This is a genomic window from Pseudodesulfovibrio sp. JC047 (genome assembly GCF_010468615.1).
GTDB lineage: Bacteria > Desulfobacterota > Desulfovibrionia > Desulfovibrionales > Desulfovibrionaceae > Pseudodesulfovibrio.
On the sequence record NZ_WUEH01000004.1, the window covers coordinates 92806 to 111525 of the forward strand.

The following is an 18720-nucleotide window of genomic DNA, read 5'->3' on the forward strand; positions in this document are numbered from 1 at the left end:
GGCGGGAATGACGGTGATTTCGCCTCCGGCGGCCAAAGGGGAACGCCCCTTTGGATTCCCATTGTCGCCTACGGCGAAGGGATGGATTGAAATCAAAAAGTAACACTCTTTCCTTTCACCATCCAAAATCTTCATTCTCCCCGACCACAGAGCAACGCCGCCAAGGCGAGCGACCGGAACCACACACGCTATATTGAAGACGAATCCATCGGCGGAGAGGTGCCGGAGATGCAAAGCAACAGGGACGAAACGGCAACCCCAAAGTGACCTCACCATCCAAAATCTTCATTCGCCCCGACCACAGAGCAACGCCGCCAAGGCGAGCAACCGGAACCACACACCCCTCGAATCAAGACGAATCCATCGGCGGAGAGGTGCCGGAGATGCAAGGCGACAGGGACGAAGCGGCAACCCCAAAGTCACGTCACCATCCAAAATCTTCATTCTCCCCGACCACAGAGCAACGCCGCCAAGGCGAGCGACCGGAACCACACACCCCTCGAATCAAGACGAATCCATCGGCGGAGAGGTGCCGGAGATGCAAGGCGACAGGGACGAAGCGGGAGTCTTCCCTCCAGCGAGTCCCTGTCAACGCAGCAGATTCGGTACCTATCCGCCGATGGATGCCATGCGGGTGTGACAGACGTCATGCCCGTGGTTGGCGGACATCTTGCGCAATAAATCATAGCCAATCGGCTTGGACCGCATGGCAGAACGAATAATGCGCTCCACAAAATCCAACCCAAGCTTTTCATTCCGCAAAGCCGGACGCAATTTGTACACCTTGTCCGAAAAAAGACAGGTCCTGAGGAATCCGTCAGACGTAATGCGAAGCCGGTTGCATGTCGCACAAAAATGATTGGAATACGAAGAAATCAACCCGAGACGACCCTTGCCATTCACAATGTCATACATGCGAGCCGGACCGTGACCGTGCTTGGGACCGTTGACTGAAGGACGCAGATCGGCCAACTGCTGAGCCTCGGTGAGAATGTCGTCCGCAGTCCAGACCAAATCGTCCTTCCACCCGGTCTCCGTGCCCACCGGCATAAATTCGATAAACCGGAAATCGATCTCCCGCGATGCCGCATATTCAAGGAATTCCGGCAATTCATCATCATTGACCCCGCGCATGGCCACACTGTTGACCTTGACGGTCATTCCAGCATCCAGACACCGATCAATATTTTCCCGAACGATATCAAACTTGTCCCGTCCGGTAATCTGTTCATATTTTTTGCGATTCATGGTGTCCAGAGAGATATTCATCCGCCGGACGCCTGATTTGGCAAGGTGTTCAATATGCTCCCCAATCAGTGTGCCATTGGTCGTCACACACATGTCAACATTGGGAAAACGGTTGGCGGCAGCGATCATGAAATCCGCAAAACCCAATCGAACAAAGGGTTCTCCGCCGGTAAAACGAACCTTTTCAACGCCGAACCCTTCGGCTAGCGCAATGATATCCAAAATTTCTTCGTACCGCAGGATCTTGGGATGCGGAATAAATTCCATTCCCTCTCCAGCACAATAGGTACACCGAAGATTACACCGATCCGTCACACTGATACGCATATAGCTGGCCGTCCGGCCATGACTGTCAAGAATAGGGGCGTGCATGGACTCTTCCTCAGGCAAAAATCTCTTTTTTTGAAACAGCTTCTGCCTTCACTCGATCCAGGAAGTCAGCCAACGCAGCTTTCACATTTTCACGAATATCACCAGCCACAATCAGGTACAGCACATCATCACCGGGCTGCATCCGACCAGACAAGGCATAGGCCCTGGCTTTGAAAATCCCTTCATAGGCTTCGATTTCCTGACGAATCTCTTCGATTTTATCGAGATCGGGCGTCACTTCAATAGCTGAAACTTCACTGTGGTCCTTTCGAGACCACCCGCGAACAATGCCGTTATGCACAAGCACCATACCCACGTTATCAGCGAAACCAGGTTCTTTTTTCAACGCAGCAAGAGCCTTATTGATATCCATAAAATCTCCTTGTATTTTTCCAGCGATCATAATCCCGCACGACGATATGCTCTGTCCTCTGCAAGGACAAGCCTTTTCCTTTTACCCCCAGTCAGACACCGCACACGCGCGGCACAAAATAATATCAGCTCCATAGGAGGGCGTATATGCTCCTGCTGATTCGGGAGGTACTGCTCGAACACAATTTTTTCGTATCGGCACCGCCAGCGCCGCATCATCATGACCGCTCACACCGCGGCCTGTCGATCAACGCCCTCCACCGCCCTGATCGGCAAATAAACAGCTTGGTGCGGCGAGGCAACAGGCATGGGACCAGGGACAGCTTCCGGCCACTCTTTCCACCCGGAACCGCCTGGTCCCTGCTTTTTGCAAAATTAAATTTAAAGTGACTTCAGACCATCAAGGACTTCATCAATCAAATTTCGTGGCGTCGAAGCTCCAGCAGTCACCCCAATACGGGCATACCCAGCCAATTCATCCAATTCCAAATCCACGACCGTCTCGATGTGTTGACACGGCGTTCCAGCATCCGTGACGACCTGGGCCAAACGGCGCGTGTTTCCGCTGATATATCCACCAACAACAACCATGAAATCCACTTCGGAAGCCAACCTCTTGGCCTCAGCCTGTCTGAGTCTGGTGGCATCGCAAATTGTACGGAGTACCTCGACCTGCACCTTTTCATCAGCAGAAAGGCGGTCGGCAATCTGATCGAATAAAACTCGATCCTGCGTTGTCTGGGCGGCCAAAACATACTTCTTGTCCGGGTTCAATTCATGTCGGTCCAATTCTTCGGGAGAGCCGAAGACGAAATAATCATGACTCGCATAACTGACCAGCCCTGCGACCTCGGGATGATCGGCCTCGCCATACAACAACAGCTCGGCACCACCAGCCGTATGACGAGCAATGAGCAGTTGCGCTTTTTTCACACGAGGACAAGTCACGTCCTTGACAAAGACATCACGAGACTTCAATCCATCCTCAACCTGACGGGGAACACCATGCGCCCGAATGACCGCGTATGCACCACCCGGCACGTCCTCGGGAGTATCAACCTTGGTGACGCCCTTGTCCGCATATTCCTTGAGCACCTGAGGATTATGAATGATGGGACCAAGAATATAAATGGGGCGACCTTCCGCATTATCGATCAACGTATCCAAACGCGTCAATGCGAGATCAACCCCCATACAAAAGCCTGCGGTTTCAGCCAAAACAACGTCCACACTCTCCCCCTTATCGAAAAACAGATCGTTTGAAACGGTAAACTATCGGAAAATACACTTGACTTACATCCTGATTTTGCTAAGGATTTTAACTGATGTTTCAAGCACTTTGAATCGGAATTCGCCAAACAGATAATAAAGATATGAACGAACCACAAGACGTCAACACCAAAGCGGCACTTTTATCGGCTGCCATTGAAGTTTTTGCCGACAAAGGCTTTGATTCAGCCACTGTCCGAAACATATGCAGTCAGGCCCAAGCGAATGTCGCTGCCGTCAACTATCATTACGGGAGCAAAAGCGGGCTGTATGCTGCGGTCCTCGAAGAAATTTTCCCCAAAAAGGAAGATTGGCAGAAGCTTGACAGCTCCACCGCACACCCTGAAGCTCGTCTTCATGAATTCGTTCGTGGGCTTGTGGCCGAAATTTATCGAATGGGAAGCGACATGACCGCACGCCGGTGGGCTATTTTCCTCCGAGAAATGGCCAAGCCGAGCAAACATCTCGACTTCATCGTTCGCAGGCAGGTCCAGGCGCGAACCGATGAATTGCGACACATCGTGGCCGAACTGCTGGGACCGAACACCCCGGAAACAACCATGGCCTTTTGCAGTGCCAATGTGTGGGCCTTGATACTCGACCAACTGCTCATCCAGCCAATTCTCGAACGGTTAACGCCAAACCGACCAGGCATGGATGAAAACATAGACGCCTTTGTGGATCATGTCGTCAAATTTTCTCTTGGCGGCATCAATGCCGTTAAAAAATAGCACACGACTCGCACGCTTCACGGGCCAACGCCCCGTCGCTCTCAATCGGAGCACCCACATATTTTCTTTGACAGACACTCTCGTCCGGCCTGACGAAATCGCATGGAGTGTCGCCACAGCCTTTCACGCAAACCACATATTTTTCTGGTCTTTTGTCTGCTTCCTGGCCGCACTCTTCATCCCCAACGCAGTATGTGCCGAGGGTGTGCATTTCCCCTGCACCGTCATCAACGAATATCCACACGACGCCAAAACGTCGACACAGGGACTTTTCGTGCATGAGGGAACGCTCTATGAATCCTCTGGGGGGTATCGACGATCCTTTCTCGCCACAGTCGAACTAAAAACAGGCCGTCATATCCGCTCAGTCCCGCTTCCCGGTCGCTACTTCGCGGAAGGCATGGCCACACAAGGCGACCATCTGCGCTTGCTGACCTGGCGATCCGGCACCGGATTCATCTACCGTCTGGACACGCTCGAAAAACTGGAAACATTTGCATACCGGCCCCGCTTTCACACCATGGAAGGATGGGGATTAGCCTTTGACGGCAACAATTTCATCCTTTCATCCGGGACCGACCGGCTCACCGTGTACACCCCGAAAGAGTTCACCCCAATTTCGATAATTCGTGTCACCAGCAACGGCAAACCTGTCCGCCAACTCAATGAATTGGAATATATCAATGGGATGGTGTACGCGAATATCTGGAAATCAGACATCGTGATCATGATTGACCCGAAAACAGGACACGCCCACGGACAAATTGATCTGTCTCCCTTGCGAAAACGGCTTTCTCCCAGCAGCGGTGTGGCCAACGGCATCGCCTATGACGCACACTCCAAACGCCTGTACGTCACCGGCAAGCACTGGAACAAACTGTTCGAAATAGCACTCCCCCAATTCTAAGACACTTTTTTTAAATTCCTCCTGAACTGCGAGGACGGCCACAGACCAGCCAACGAAGCAGATGGGCCGCTCTCGGACACCGAGTTACGCAGCATCCCGATAGGAATAAAAGAGCCAACCGAGACCAAAAAGGATCATGGGGAGACAGAGGATCTGTCCCATGGACATCCAGTTCAACGCCACGAATCCCAGATGCCTGTCTGGTTCACGCGCGAATTCGACGAGAAAACGGAAGCAGCCGTACCCAAGCAGAAACAGTGCACCGACACACCCTCGTGGACGAGGCTTGGCGGAATACCACCAGACCACGATAAACAAAACCAGTCCTTCAAGCGCGGCTTCGTAAAGCTGTGAGGGATGGCGGGGCAATCCACCGGCACCCGGGAAAGGCATGGCCCAGGGCAAATCCGTGTACCGTCCCCAGAGTTCGGCGTTGATAAAGTTTCCTATACGACCAAAGAATAATCCGGGAGGGACCAACGGGGAGACGAAATCGCCCACTTCGACAAAGGTCATGGCATTGGCCCGCGCAAAGAGAAAAATGGCGACAAGTACTCCGAGCATTCCACCATGAAAGGACATGCCCCCTTCCCAAACCGCAAATATCTTGAGAGGGTGAGAAAAATAGAAAGCGGCATTGTAAAAAAAGACATACCCGAGCCGTCCGCCGAGCACGACACCGAGAATGGCCCATGTGATGAAATCATCCATCAGCTTCGGCGTCATTCGATTCCACGATTTGGACGCCCGATATCGACCAAGCAGCCATCCCGAAAGGATGCCAAAAACGTACATCATGCCATACCAACGCAGCTCCAATGGCCCGATGGACAGCATAACAGGGTCGAATTGTGGGTATTCCAACATTATAGTTCTCTCCGGTTACGGTATGTCACTTTGTTTTCTTCTCAAATTCAGGTACACTCTGCAGCAATCGACAGGGTGTCTCTTTTTTTATAGCCCCGTCAACCCAAAAGCAAACCATCATGAAAAAGCCACAGGAACTGGATATATTGGAAATGCCTGTCGAGGGGCTGGCCGCCTATTGGTTGTCCATCAAAAAAATATTGGACGCCAAAAAGGGCCGTGCGATCCTGGATGAGGAAATCGCCAACACGGTCGAGCCATTCATCCTGCACCTTCTCGAAACAACATTTTCAGATCTAGAAATCCCGTTGATCCGCCGCTTGACCAAAGCCAAAAAAAATATTCTGCTCAACGAGTATACGATAAAAATCAATCTTATGAGATTGGCCATATCCGCCATTGCTTCTGGTGAAAACCCCAGAATAACCGTGGTTCGAATGGATTCCGAATTCGCCCACCCGCCTATGGCGGAAGAGCGAGCCTTTGACATGGCCACGGCCATGTTCGACGCGATCAAGCCCAAAGGGGTCAATCTGGACGCACTCCTGTCCGTCACCCACAAACTCTCGGCAGACAGGCTGCTCGTCAAGCTCCTCTTTTTCGTCATGTTCGCCCGGCGCGAAGGCAGACAGGATCTGGAACGATTCATTCCCCACATGGGATCACGACTTTTCTCCGAAGGCGTTTCTCTGGCCATTGACAATTTCGAAGCGGACTTCCTGACCTATCACATGAAAGGCATCCGGGACCAAGTGCTGACCCTGACCGAACACAAAATGGATATGGCCATGGAAATGGCGCTGGCCATCCGCAACAAGCACACCTATGATGACATTTTTCGCATAGCCAGAGCGTACATGCCCTGAGAACGCACGGAGACCACATGCACAAAACAACCACCATCCTCCTCACGGCGGCCCTTGTACTTGCCACCGCCATCCCGGCTCAGGCCTGGCGATCCATCCAGAACGGTGACAGGAATTTCGAGCGCGCATGGCGCGCATATACCTCTCGACAAACTGACAAAGCCACTGGGTACTTTACCAAGGCCGCAGACTTGTACGCAGAGGGCTTGAATCAGGACCCGCCCACGCGGACCGCCCGATTCCCGTCCACCCTGGCAAAAGCCGGTATCGCCTTCTACGCCGCCGGACGATATCAGGAATGCATCGAAACCATGAAACTGACCCTGACCAGAGATGACCGCATGTGGGAACCCGCCCTATACACGGCCCTGTCCTACGCACGACTCGGCGATGCGGAAAAGACGAAAGAAGAACTCCATCACTTCGTGACACGGCTCTCGTCGCAACGATTCATCAGCGATATGGTCACCAAACAAATCACGGAGCTTGAAGCCGGGACCACATCACTCGACGCCGCAGCCGATGCGCTTGACTCGGTCACGCAGTACCAATTCATCGAAAATATCAACAGAAACTATAGCCCCAGGGATGTCGGCCTGGCCACCGAACGGTGCAACGCAGCATACTGGTGGCGCAGAAATATGGAGCCATGTTCTGCTTCCGGTATCGTTACGAATTAACGAGATTTTTTAACAAAAATGCCCCCATCGTGAAGAGAGACTTGACGAATGGGCTGTAATGTACAACCATCGCGCAACTTCAAACCGTAAAGTACCGCACTCATGACCACGGACGCCACAGACATATCACTCAATTATCGCCGTTCCTTAACCAAGGACGAGATCAACGCCATGCCCCTTCGCCGCTATGAAGGGGAAATCAAAGTTGTTCGCACGGAAAAGCAACGGACTCAGGCCCTCAAAGAAATGGCAGGCCATCCCCTGCTGGGTTTTGACACTGAAACACGCCCAGTTTTCAAAAAAGGGAAGAAGCCTGGCCCTCCGTCTCTGCTCCAATTGGCGACAGCCGATTGCGCCTATGTCTTTCAAATCAATCTTCTTCCGCTGGACAACGGTCTCTGTGATCTGTTGGCCGACAAAAATGTCATCAAAACCGGCGTAGCCGTGCGCGATGATATCCTTGGATTGCAACGTGTCGGCAAATTCAAACCAAGCGGATTCGTGGACCTCTCCATGTTGTCCACCAAAGCCAAGATGCAGACGCACGGTCTGCGAAACATGGCAGCCAATCTTCTCGGTTTCCGCATCTCCAAGTCGGCGCAATGCTCCAACTGGGCCAAGGAAAAACTTACGCCACAACAGATCAACTATGCGGCCACCGACGCCTGGATCAGCCGAAAGCTCTACGTCGCCCTGGACGAACTGGGTCTGGCGTAACCCCACATTCCTCTTTTCCTGACGCATCTCCACTCTCAGTGGACTGGCGAATACTGGCATAGTCCATGCAAAATGAAACATACGGGTAAAACCTGCCGCTCCCGCATACCGAATCAGTGGGAGTCATACGATAGACTGAAGACAATGGATCAATTGCATGAAGCCCCCTGAAAATCAGACGGCATAATCAGCACACAGGACACTCTTTCATTGAAGTATCATTTCAGCCCAAAAGTCGTCATCATAGCCGGTCCTCCTGCCGGAGGGAAAAGCTATGCAGCACAGATGCTTGCCGATGATTTCGGCTATGCCCAGATACGATTGGATGCCATCACACCGACTGTCGCGCAAAAATACGGCGGCGATATCGAAACGGTCCGCCATCCCAAGACGTATCTGGATTTCAAAAACAATTTCATCCAAATTTTACGAACGCTTCGCTATCAGGATATCGTCTTTGAAGGATGTCGAATCAGCCATCCACACATTCATCAGGCCTTTCTCGATGCCCTGTGCGACATGTATTCTCCCTACACGATCAGACAATCGTTCTACCTGAAACCCGCCCGAGATGTTCGCATGGAACGATTTCTCCTGCGCACAATCCGACAAACAAAACAAGCCATCAAAACCGGCAGTCAGCCGCATCAGCCCGGCCAATTCTGCGAAATGCTGGAGCCGGTTCTTCCAGATTTCAAGGAAGTGCAGGATTCCGATGTCATCGGTGAATGGGCCGAAGCCAATCGAAAAACGACGCATCCCGGCATTGCTGTCGAAGATCGAGATATTTTCAAAACCATTGCCGAAGCCGATTCATTCAACCCGTTTTACCAAACCATCGAGTCCAATGGACGCGTCCTTGTGCCCGGTTTTACCCAATCGCCGCTGACATGGAAAAACATGCTCAAACTCGGCGTGAATTTCACCGGCAAAACCCTGTGCGATTATGGATGTATGCACGGCTATTATACCTTCAAGGCCGAAGAAATGGGCGCGCATGGCACTGGCATGGACATGGATCAGGGCGCCATCAGTCTGTCCACCAATCTTGCCACGGCCAAACGGTCGAACTGCCAGTTCATGGTATACGACATCACCACGCCACTCCCGCAAAAATACGATATTATTCTCGCGCTCAATGTCCTGCATCGGACCGGAAAGTTCGAACTGACCACCAAAATCATGTTCGAACATTGCAATGAGACCATTCTGGAAGTCGGAGAATCCCAGTTGCCGGTCATTCTCGGCGAAGGCACCCGACAGGGCTTCTCGCTTGCTTCCAACCTTCCGTCTCACCGATATCAATCCTGCATCGGTCCCCGCCGTGTCTTGCACATGGTTCGACAGGAGACACACCAATGATACGCATAGCCTGGGTGGGCGGCCGTTATTTCGGGCCACACCTTGCCAAAGAATACGGCGTCGAAATCATGCACATTCCCATGCCCACTCCCACGGTCATGGATTGGGACACCGTTGTGGACCAGTGCGATGGGCAACCGGACATCCTGCTCTATGCGGATTGCAGTGTGCCACCGCCGCTGGTCGGCGTTGAAAAATATCCCTGCCCAACAGTCTTTTATGCCGTCGATTCCCATATCCATTCATGGTATCCGATATACGCACAGGCGTTTGACATGGCTGTTGTCAGCCTCCGAGACCACATGCCCCGCTTTCGTCAACGCCTGACCGACGAACAGGTGGTTTGGCTTCCTCCCTACCCGATCAGAGAAGAAGAGCCGCCCGCACAACCGCCAGAAAAGGAATGGGATCTCCTCTTCGCAGGGACCGTGGACAAAGAGACCACTCCGGCACGATATGTTTTTCTCAAGGAACTCAAGGCGCGGTTTCCGAGTCTGGAAGTACGCAGCGGGACGTTCAGTGAACTCTTTCCCCGAGCAAAAGTGGTTCTGAATATTGCCGAATATGGCGATCTCAATTTCCGTGTGTTTGAGGCGCTGGCCACAGGAGCCTGTCTGGTCACGCCAGAAGTGGGCCATGGCCAATCACGCTTTTTCACCAACGGGAAACATCTCGTCACCTATCCGCCGGACAATATGGATCGGTTGATTGAAATAGTCTGTGAGCTTCTCGACGACACGGAGCGCAGGGAAGCCATCGCCGCAGCCGGTCTTGCTGAAATCAACGCCAGACATCGATCCGCACACCGCTTCAAGACGCTCATGGAGGCCATTACGTCCATTCCTGATGAACGCGTCCAGAAACGTCTAAACACTGCTGATTATATTCACGAAAAATATCTCAAGCTGCTCTATCTGCATCTGGCAGAAGCATACCACGAGACCGAATTTCGAAACGCGTACCTGAATGCGGCGTTGAAACCATAGCCGCGCTCAATACTCTCCATTCGTATTCGGTTTTTTCCGGGTGATTTTCCGCTGACTGGTCTGTTTTTTCCGCTCCAAACGTCGCCGTTTTGAAGATCGAGGGACTGCGGTTTTTCGACGGGGGATCACAGGCTTCAACGCCCATTGCATCAACTCGATGAATCGTTCAATCGCCGAATCCTTATTGGATTTCTGGCTTCGAAATTTCTGACTTGTCACGCGCAGCACGCCTCGCTTATCCACACGTCGACGCAATTTTCCGGTGACAGCGACCTTTTGCAACTGGGTCAGGCTTGATGATTTCTCGACATTGAAGAACAGGGTCACACGAGTATCAGCCGTATTGACGTGCTGACCTCCCGGCCCGGAACTTCGGCTGGTGATAAACCGTATTTCTTCATACGGAATGCTGATGGAGTCTGTGATACGAAGCATGACGGAGAAGGTGCCACGACACGCGAGATGGGGCAAGCCCATTTTTTCTCAACGAATAAAACAGCGAAAGAGCACAGTTGACTCTTTCGATTTTCCCATAAAAAAAATCCGCCACACGACGGATTTTTCAAACGATTCATCGTAAAAAAATCACGGTGTCACAGCAGACAATCCGGCAAAACTTCCAGCGGTAAACGTCATGGTTCCAAGATCCCCAAAAGTGGTCGCCTGACGAACCGTCAAAGGAAGCGGCTTGCCGATTGCCACGGTAAAGGCCATCCCGGTGTCGAGCGGCTTGCTCGCTGTTGTCGTTATCAACTTGTCACCGGCACCATTACTCCATGCCGCCTCCAAGATATATTTGCCTTCAGGCAAACGATAATGCCGTCCCGCCAGCCAGGGGACAAGCAGGGTCTGGCCTCGTTCGTCCGCCAATTTCAGGGCATAGACAGAGCGGGAAGCAACATCCACGTAAAATTCGGCTTTGGGCGCGCCCGGTGTTTCTCGAACAACCCGAAACCGCGTCGTTCCTGGCTGATCTGATTTCACGGCATATCGACCAATGAAATTGTCTGGATCAAGGATGATTTCCCAACCGAGATCCTGCCCGTTATTCGCCCAGGGAATCGCTACAAATCCCTTGAGATTAATGACCTCTTTCAGATCACTGCCCCACAGTCCTTCCAAAATCAACTGATCGCCAAGCACCGCCTGCAAAACGTCACCGTCCCGGACAAAAACAGGATTGCCGTTCAGCCAACACACGAAAACAGGCATGTCTTCATCCGGGGAAGGCGGCATTTTCCCGGTCCACCGGACCTGGGCCTTGGCCACCCGTTTCCCATCCGACCGCAGTTCCAATTCGGAAAATGGTTCCAGAACCATGCGCTTGGCATTCATCAGATTGACCCCCGGACGATCCGACGCGAAAAGGGCCAATTCAGGAGCAAATTCACTGGGGCCGCTCTTCAAAGACTTCACTGCCAAAGTCGAACCCGGGGCGAGTGAGATCGTTCGTCCAGACGCAATCTGGCGGCCATTGACACTGACCGCAATCCCCTTGCGGGCGTAGGCCCGAACATCCTGATCCGTAAACTCGGGAGGGACAATGCCCACCCCGAATCGCCGAAGCAACATCACGGTGGCGGCCAACTGTTGGCGCACCTTCCAGCCAATCTGCCGGATGGACTTGCTGACTTCCACAGCCATGGCCGGAATGCCATGCTCGGCCAAAGCGTAACAGGTCAGCGACTTGCGCATCTCCGGATACGCCGTGGCCGTATCAAATGTCTTGGTATTGAAAAGCTTGAATTGATAATCGCGAGTTCGGATGCTTCCATTGAGTTCTTCCAGCACGGAATTGACTGTGTGACCCAAATCAATGGAGTCGAAAACCAACGTATCAACAATAATGGACTGCCCATATCGCTTGGGATTGCGCAGGTTGTCCACATACGTCGGACGATAGAATCCACTGCCTTCGTGCAAGTGAATGAAGGCGTCACTCTGGGCCAGGAAAAAACGAATAACCCGGGCGACACGGTCTTCATAAAACCGATTGTAATTCTGATCGAACCGCCGGTTCATGTCCACATTGATCTGCCGCTTGTGCAGATTGATGGACGGGACATTGGCCCGGGGCAGAAGAATGATATTTCCGCGAGTGATCTTGGCCTGAGTCAACAACTGAGCCGTGACAAAACCAGAGGTTTCGTCTCCCTGAATACCACCCTGAACCATGATTGTCGGTCCGTCTTCTTCGCCTTGAAGGAAATACACCTTCAACGGGTACTGTGTCCCGGCAAAAAAGGAATGCTCCCACGACCCGGCACCAGCCTGGGACGCAAAAAGCAGCACAATCAGGCTAAGCGAGAATGTGGTACAGAGGATAGGTTTCCGCAAAAATGACATCCCCACCCTTTCCTTTGATTTCCAAACGCAGGCCAAAAAGATCATCCTTGTCCACGCCGTCGGGGAGCAGGAAAGTGGTCTGGATACGCTTGAAGCGTTGAATCTGGAATCCAAGGTCGCTTTTATTGGTCATGGCCGCAACGGATGTTCCGTCTTTTTTGACAAACACGAAATCAGTCTGCCCCGCCATGGACTTGGATGCCTGAAGATTATTGAGTTCAAAAGAAATCGACAACTTTCGTTTGGACAACTTTGCTTGAAGATTTTCCACACCGACCTGCTGGGTGTCGGTCCGAATAAAAATTTCATTGAGATCAATCTCGACCTGTGGCTCAGGCTCTTCCACCTCAGGAGAGCTAGCGGCCGACAGCAACGACTGCAATTCGGTCGGATCGTAGGATTGGAGAATCTTTTCCATGTTGCCAAGCCGTTCCAGCCGGACTTCGGCATCGACGAGGCGTTGTTCAAGGGCTTTTTTCTCGGTGTGCAGATCGGCGTTGATCGTCAAACCACGCACGCCCATGTAAATACCGCCGACAGCAAACAGAAAAAGAAAAATCTGGCTGAAGATAAACATCCTCAACCAAAACGGACTGACGCGATATCTGGTCACATCCCGATCATCACGCATGAAAAGAACGCTGTATTTCGAATCGATCATCTACCCCGTCTCCATTGCTCACTTTCAATTTTCCACGTATTCCCGTCCGGGGTCAGAACCAGGGTTTTCCGTCCGATATCACTGTACCCGTCCTCGCTTTCAAAAATCTGACGAAATGCGACTTCGAGTCCCTTGGGGTGTTGGGTCACTATCACACCATCAATATCAACCTTAACAGGAGCTTTGGTGGCCCACAATCTCTTTTTATAGTTGGTAATGGCCTGCACGCCTCGCCGATTTCCCTGAACGGCCCGAGCGGTGTAGAACCGCCCGTATCCATCGAGATCCCGGGCAAGCCATGCGGTACGCCATTCCATGACCAACGTGCGAATTTCGGCATTTTTCGAGGCAATATATTTGTCTTTGAGATCTTCGGATGCCGGGACATATTCTCGCCCGACAATGCGCCATTTCCCGGATGTATCCTTTTGCCAATAGAACCGTTTGCCGGTGGTCGAAGCCATGCCCGGTGCACGGTAATACTGGTCAAACCATGTCACCCAATACCCGGGACCAGGGACGGCCCGGACATTCCCCACCATGACCTGAATCCATGCCAACCGAGAAAAAATCCCTCGTTTGCGGTCCACGAAATGGGTAAAATCCGTTCCCTCGCTCGCGGTCATCAGATCGATATTGTAATGGTCGAAAAAACTTTCGTCCCGACGCTGCCAATCAGTGGCCCAGGCTTCCAATTCTCGGCCCAGAATCAATGCAGTGGCTTCACTTTCACCCGGAGCCTGCGTCCAGTCCAGATCCCTGGCAATGACAACCGGTGTCCCGTAGGCCGATTCTCCGGCCACATTTTCCATGTCCGGAACTTTGAGAGCCACGCACCCACGCGTATCACGAGGCACAAAGGTCTTGCCCCGCCCATGGAGCCAGATGCCGTTTCCGGTCTTGCCATTGATTCGATCAATAGGGTTGGGATAATTCAATGAATAGGCGATGTCACCGTACAAATCCCAATCGAGTTTGCGATTGATACGATGACCGATGAAATACACGCCTTCGGGCGTCCGCAGATCGCCCTCAACAAACTTGTCACCGATAGACTGCCCGGTGGTGCAGGGAAAACGAAAGACCTCATGCAACGGGCTTTTGCGTTCCAACATAATCAATTCCTGGCCCTGCTTGTCCACGGCGATGAGCCGCTCAGGGCCAAACGAGTGCGAAGAGAGGGTGGGATTCCACCCTTCGGCAATCGCCATATTCACAGACATGACCAATGTCAGAACAACAAAAAGTATGCGCATGGATCTAAACCCAATCCTCCCACGATTTCTCCGAACCAGGCAGCCTCACGGATACGCCGGTCTACTGTCCGGCGGTCAATAATTCCTGACGGGTAAAGATGGAACTCAATTCAAGCCCAGCTTCCTTGAGCCGTGCTCGACCGCCCTCTTCCCTATCCAGGACCGCAAGAACACCGACGATCTCCAATCCGGCATCGCGCACACGCTCGGCGGCCGTGGCCAAAGTTCCCCCGGTGGTACACACGTCTTCCAGCAGGACAACCTTGTCTCCCTTGCTGAAATTCGCCAAGCCTTCAAGGTACTGATTGGTTCCATGCCCCTTGGACTTCTTGCGAATGATAAAACCGGGCAGTGGACGTCCCTCAATATGCGAAACAACCGTCACGCTACTGATGAGCGGATCGGCTCCAAGCGTCATGCCGCCAACACCATGCACGTCGAAATCCTTGAGCATTTCAAGAAACAGCCGCCCGATCAGATACCCACCTTCAGGGTGGAGAGCGGTCTGTTTGCAATCAAAATAATATTCACTTTTCTTGCCGGAAGTCAGTGTGAAATCGCCCTCTTTGTACGAGAGTTCAAGCAACAACTTTGCAAGTTTGGACTTCAATTCTTTCATCTAATCCCCCTCAAAGACACGGCTGAATACCACATCCTCATAGCGTTTGTAATACGAAGGGTCGAAGGCTTCGTCAAGGTCGTTCGTCGCAAGATGCTTATTTACTTCGGCATCCACACGAATTTCGTCTTCAAACTGCAACCGGTTTTCCCAGCACCGCAGGGCGACCTTCTGCACCATTTCATAGGCTTGTTGACGCTTCAGGCCAGTGGCGATCAGCTTGTTGAGAATTCGTTGTGAATAGAAAAGACCAAATGATCCCATAAGATTCCGCTGAATACTTTCTTCCTTGACCACCAACCGTTCCAACACGCCGGACATGCGATGCAGCATGTAATCCATCAGAGCGGTGGTATCGGGCATAATCACACGTTCCACTGAAGAGTGGGAAATATCGCGTTCATGCCACAAAGCCTGATTTTCCATGGCAGCCATGGAATTCGAACGAATCAGTCGAGCCAGTCCACACATGTTTTCCGCAGAAATCGGATTCTTTTTATGCGGCATGGCCGAAGAACCCTTTTGGCCCTTGGTGAAGCCTTCTTCAACTTCCGAAACCTCGGTGCGCTGCAAGTGGCGAAGCTCAAGACCAAGCCGCTCGATACCGCCGGCCATCATTGCCAGTGAGGTAAAGAACTGCGCGTACCGGTCCCGCTGGACGATCTGAGTGGAATGAGGATCGGCCTTGAGCCCAAGAATGGCGCACGCTTTTTCTTCCAGCTCAGGGCTGAGATGGGCAAAGGTGCCGACTGCGCCGGACAGCTTGCCGACACGGATATTCTCACGGGCCGCGTCAAAACGTTCCTTGTGGCGCGTGAATTCGGCGTAAAAACCGGCAAATTTCAAACCATAGGTGGTTGGTTCGGCATGAATGCCATGTGTGCGCCCCATGCAGATCAGGCCCTTGTGCTTGTGAGCCAGCTCGTCCAACACGTTCAAAATGCGGTCCACGCCTTCGGAGAGGATGGCACCGGCTCTGGTCAGCAACACGCCATTGGCCGTGTCCACAATGTCCGAAGACGTACAACCGAGATGGATGTATCGGGAACTTGGGCCGACTTTTTCCTCGACAGCCGACAAAAAGGCGATCACATCGTGCTTTGTCGTTTCTTCGATTTCCAAGATACGGTCCAGATCAAAATCAGCCTTTGCATGAATTTCATCACAGACATCCTGAGGGACCTTGCCGAGTTCGGCCCACCCCTTGGTCACGGCCAACTCCACTTCAAGCCAGACCCTGAATTTATTTTCAAGGGTCCACAACTCTCTCATCCCGGGTCGGGAATACCGTTCAAGCATGATATTTCTCGCTTCGTTGAATGTCTTTATTACAATACAACCACATTAGAGCAATATGGTTGTGTATTTCAAGGTCGGAGAGACCATGAAAAAAGGCAGCCGGAGCTGCCTTGCATGTCTTAGGATGCGGACCCAGCAGAAGACGAATCCGAGGCAGCATTCGTCTGAGCGGGTGTTGAATCGACTGTGGTCGAAGAATCACCATCGCCCCCGCAGGACGGACGTTGCGCCTCGCCCGGCTTGGACCCGGATTTTGGCGCCCCATATCCATCGGCATACCAACCGGAACCTTTGAGGTGAAAAGAGCTGTGAGAAATAAGTCGTTTGGACTTTCCCCCACAGTGTGGACACGGAAATTCCTTCTCTTCAAAACCAGACTGCCATTCTTCAAAAACGAATTGACAATCCTCACATTGATACTCGTAAATAGGCATGACGCAAATTCTTCACTCTAAAGATTATATACAACTGGGATTCGAGTGATTCCCCACAGATGAATTGACAGCCGAAAAGACACCATAAGCATGATTCGACCACGCCAATGGAAACTTTACGGTGTCAACACGACAATGATCGCCCGCAAGGGCAATCGAGTTAGGCTTTAGCGGCCTTGGCTTCTTTGACAGCGGCCTTGATAGCTTTTTTGCGACGTTGACGTTTCCGATCCAATTCTTTTTTCCGTTCGTGCTTCTTGTGACGTGCCATAATGCTCTCCTTGATATTTCAGCCCGATAAGGCTTTTCTTTATTGCAAGCCGCACTTCATATACCAATCATCGCGGCTTTGTCTACCCCTGCGGCCCGCGATTTCCCCTTGACTCGATCCCCCAGGATGTCCATATTTCCCATCCAAAGACACTAACCCAATGAAGGATAGACGAATGATTCGAAGCGTGAGTGTGAAAAATGCGGTCAAGGACACCCTTGAGGTTTTCCAATTCGACCAGTGGCTCAGGTTCTACTTCGTGGTGGAAAAAGGTGAAGAACTCTGGATCGAAATCCCCGATGATACATTGGCCGAGATCAAGAAGGATCACCCCGCCTTGTACGGCTTTGCCGACATGGTCAACAACGCGGTCACCGATTACAAACGGTCTCAGGAAAATGTCTGTTCCTACGTGGCAGCCCGATTGGACGGCCAAAAATACGAATCGACCGTCCTCCCCCAGGTCTTTGACAACGCAACATTCAAGGTTGAAATGTACATTTTCAATGTCTGGTTGAAAATGCATGAAAAAATCCTTGATGAAGATTCTCTGGATTTCAATGGCTGGCTGAAAATCTACACTGAATGGAATGCGCTGGACGAAGTGACTGAATACAGGTCAAAACTGCTGAACAGCGGCACAGACCCGCAATTCCCGTCCTGCGAAACCACCCAATAATCCAAAACTGACTCGATCAAGCCCCCATGACCATCCGGCCATGGGGGCTTTGTCATGGGATATCAACCCCACTGAAATTCAATTCGAGTCGTCCCCTTGCTCCTTTCTGCTGCAAACACGGTCACGGCGTTGAACATTCGAGACCAGAACCGTCAATACCGAATAGGATCATCAAGATACAACGAAAGCACCGCTGTATCGAGCACCTTCTGCATATGCTTCTCACCAGGGGCCAGGTATCCCACAAAGGTCAACATGCCTTTGCGGGTGTACACGATATAGGTCAGACCAAGGAGTGCATGTTTCCCCCGTCCGATGGTTGTCTCGATACGAAGAACCTTTTTCTCTTTGTAGTATGTGGCGTTTTTCAAGACCACACTATCCGCATCATCCGCCGAATCCAACGGGGATTGGCGCAATGATCGGACAATATAATTGTTGAAATTCGAAATGTCCGCAGGACGCATTTTCCGACCGGGTTTGACTTCCACCAAAAGACGGCACCCCTCTCCCAGCTCAGGAGTCATGTACCCGGCCACCCAATGGGATGTCAGCCCCTGTATAGGCAAGGGGCGGCACTGCTCTCCGGCACGTTCCAAATCACGGGACGACGCCACAGTCCATCCCTTTGGCAACCAAATTGTATAGCCTATATCTTTGTTATAATAAGGCAAAGAAGCAATGGCGGGCGAAACGCACACACTGAGCAGACACAGAACGGCAAGGACAAAAATTCGACGCATGGAGTTCCCCTGCTTCACGGTTGAGAAGCTGCTTG

Annotated in this window: 21 protein-coding genes; 8 read left to right on the forward strand and 13 right to left on the reverse strand. The window is 52.0% G+C overall.

Annotated elements, in window-relative coordinates; all coding sequences use genetic code 11:
- Positions 1-285 precede the first annotated feature (285 nt).
- The 4 genes from GO013_RS03730 to ispH form a co-directional block, all read right to left on the reverse strand.
- Positions 286-444, reverse strand: a complete 159-nt coding sequence (locus tag GO013_RS03730) for a hypothetical protein (RefSeq protein WP_163808713.1) — start codon at positions 442-444, stop codon at positions 286-288.
- A 165-nt stretch (positions 445-609) separates the two neighbouring features.
- Positions 610-1620 (reverse strand): GTP 3',8-cyclase MoaA, encoded by a 1011-nt coding sequence (gene moaA / locus GO013_RS03735; RefSeq protein ID WP_163808714.1) that lies wholly within the window; start codon positions 1618-1620, stop codon positions 610-612.
- Between the two features lie 10 nt (positions 1621-1630).
- On the reverse strand, positions 1631-1993 hold the full coding sequence (locus GO013_RS03740; RefSeq protein ID WP_163808715.1) for a molybdenum cofactor biosynthesis protein MoaE: 363 nt from the start codon (positions 1991-1993) through the stop codon (positions 1631-1633).
- Between the two features lie 380 nt (positions 1994-2373).
- On the reverse strand, positions 2374-3222 hold the full coding sequence (gene ispH / locus GO013_RS03745; protein ID WP_163808716.1) for a 4-hydroxy-3-methylbut-2-enyl diphosphate reductase: 849 nt from the start codon (positions 3220-3222) through the stop codon (positions 2374-2376).
- A 143-nt stretch (positions 3223-3365) separates the two neighbouring features.
- On the opposite strand from ispH, the gene GO013_RS03750 reads away from it, so the two are divergent.
- On the forward strand, positions 3366-3992 hold the full coding sequence (locus tag GO013_RS03750) for a CerR family C-terminal domain-containing protein (RefSeq protein WP_163808717.1): 627 nt from the start codon (positions 3366-3368) through the stop codon (positions 3990-3992).
- Positions 3976-4899: a glutaminyl-peptide cyclotransferase gene (locus GO013_RS03755; protein WP_163808718.1), complete on the forward strand. Its 924-nt coding sequence runs from the start codon at positions 3976-3978 to the stop codon at positions 4897-4899. Before GO013_RS03750 ends, GO013_RS03755 begins: the two co-directional genes overlap by 17 nt.
- An 84-nt stretch (positions 4900-4983) precedes the next feature.
- Here the strand turns inward: GO013_RS03755 and lgt are convergent, their stop codons facing one another.
- The gene (gene lgt, locus GO013_RS03760) at positions 4984-5766 is read right to left on the reverse strand and encodes a prolipoprotein diacylglyceryl transferase (protein ID WP_163808719.1); all 783 of its coding nucleotides are present in this window, start codon (positions 5764-5766) and stop codon (positions 4984-4986) included.
- Positions 5767-5885: 119 nt separating this feature from the next.
- On the opposite strand from lgt, the gene GO013_RS03765 reads away from it, so the two are divergent.
- The 5 genes from GO013_RS03765 (at position 5886) to GO013_RS03785 (ending at position 10377) form a co-directional block, all read left to right on the forward strand.
- The gene (locus GO013_RS03765; protein ID WP_163808720.1) at positions 5886-6632 is read left to right on the forward strand and encodes a hypothetical protein; all 747 of its coding nucleotides are present in this window, start codon (positions 5886-5888) and stop codon (positions 6630-6632) included.
- 17 nt (positions 6633-6649) lie between these two features.
- Positions 6650-7312: a hypothetical protein gene (locus tag GO013_RS03770; protein WP_163808721.1), complete on the forward strand. Its 663-nt coding sequence runs from the start codon at positions 6650-6652 to the stop codon at positions 7310-7312.
- 102 nt (positions 7313-7414) lie between these two features.
- The gene (locus tag GO013_RS03775) at positions 7415-8029 is read left to right on the forward strand and encodes a 3'-5' exonuclease (RefSeq protein WP_163808722.1); all 615 of its coding nucleotides are present in this window, start codon (positions 7415-7417) and stop codon (positions 8027-8029) included.
- 210 nt (positions 8030-8239) lie between these two features.
- Positions 8240-9391, forward strand: a complete 1152-nt coding sequence (locus GO013_RS03780) for a methyltransferase domain-containing protein (protein WP_163808723.1) — start codon at positions 8240-8242, stop codon at positions 9389-9391.
- Entirely contained in the window at positions 9388-10377 is a 990-nt protein-coding gene (locus GO013_RS03785; RefSeq protein WP_163808724.1) for a glycosyltransferase, read from the forward strand. Before GO013_RS03780 ends, GO013_RS03785 begins: the two co-directional genes overlap by 4 nt.
- Positions 10378-10383: 6 nt before the next feature.
- Here GO013_RS03785 and arfB read toward each other — a convergent pair whose 3' ends face one another.
- The 7 genes from arfB to GO013_RS03820 form a co-directional block, all read right to left on the reverse strand.
- Entirely contained in the window at positions 10384-10854 is a 471-nt protein-coding gene (gene arfB / locus GO013_RS03790) for an alternative ribosome rescue aminoacyl-tRNA hydrolase ArfB (RefSeq protein WP_239057725.1), read from the reverse strand.
- A 108-nt stretch (positions 10855-10962) separates the two neighbouring features.
- Positions 10963-12723: a M14/M99 family metallopeptidase gene (locus tag GO013_RS03795; RefSeq protein ID WP_163808725.1), complete on the reverse strand. Its 1761-nt coding sequence runs from the start codon at positions 12721-12723 to the stop codon at positions 10963-10965.
- A complete protein-coding gene (locus tag GO013_RS03800; protein WP_163808726.1) occupies positions 12677-13384 on the reverse strand; it encodes a hypothetical protein in 708 nt (235 codons plus the stop codon). Before GO013_RS03800 ends, GO013_RS03795 begins: the two co-directional genes overlap by 47 nt.
- Positions 13381-14640 carry a L,D-transpeptidase family protein gene (locus tag GO013_RS03805; protein ID WP_163808727.1) on the reverse strand — a complete coding sequence of 420 codons (1260 nt, stop codon included), beginning with the start codon at positions 14638-14640 and terminating at the stop codon, positions 13381-13383. The genes GO013_RS03800 and GO013_RS03805 overlap by 4 nt, the downstream gene beginning before the upstream one ends.
- Positions 14641-14701: 61 nt before the next feature.
- A complete protein-coding gene (gene pyrE / locus GO013_RS03810) occupies positions 14702-15259 on the reverse strand; it encodes an orotate phosphoribosyltransferase (RefSeq protein ID WP_163808728.1) in 558 nt (185 codons plus the stop codon).
- A complete protein-coding gene (gene purB / locus GO013_RS03815) occupies positions 15260-16558 on the reverse strand; it encodes an adenylosuccinate lyase (RefSeq protein WP_163808729.1) in 1299 nt (432 codons plus the stop codon).
- A gap of 119 nt (positions 16559-16677) precedes the next feature.
- The gene (locus GO013_RS03820) at positions 16678-16992 is read right to left on the reverse strand and encodes a zinc ribbon domain-containing protein (protein WP_163808730.1); all 315 of its coding nucleotides are present in this window, start codon (positions 16990-16992) and stop codon (positions 16678-16680) included.
- Between the two features lie 446 nt (positions 16993-17438).
- On the opposite strand from GO013_RS03820, the gene GO013_RS03825 reads away from it, so the two are divergent.
- Entirely contained in the window at positions 17439-17942 is a 504-nt protein-coding gene (locus GO013_RS03825) for a hypothetical protein (protein WP_163808731.1), read from the forward strand.
- Between the two features lie 152 nt (positions 17943-18094).
- Here the strand turns inward: GO013_RS03825 and GO013_RS03830 are convergent, their stop codons facing one another.
- Positions 18095-18685 carry a hypothetical protein gene (locus GO013_RS03830; protein WP_163808732.1) on the reverse strand — a complete coding sequence of 197 codons (591 nt, stop codon included), beginning with the start codon at positions 18683-18685 and terminating at the stop codon, positions 18095-18097.
- Between the last annotated feature and the right edge of the window lie 35 nt (positions 18686-18720).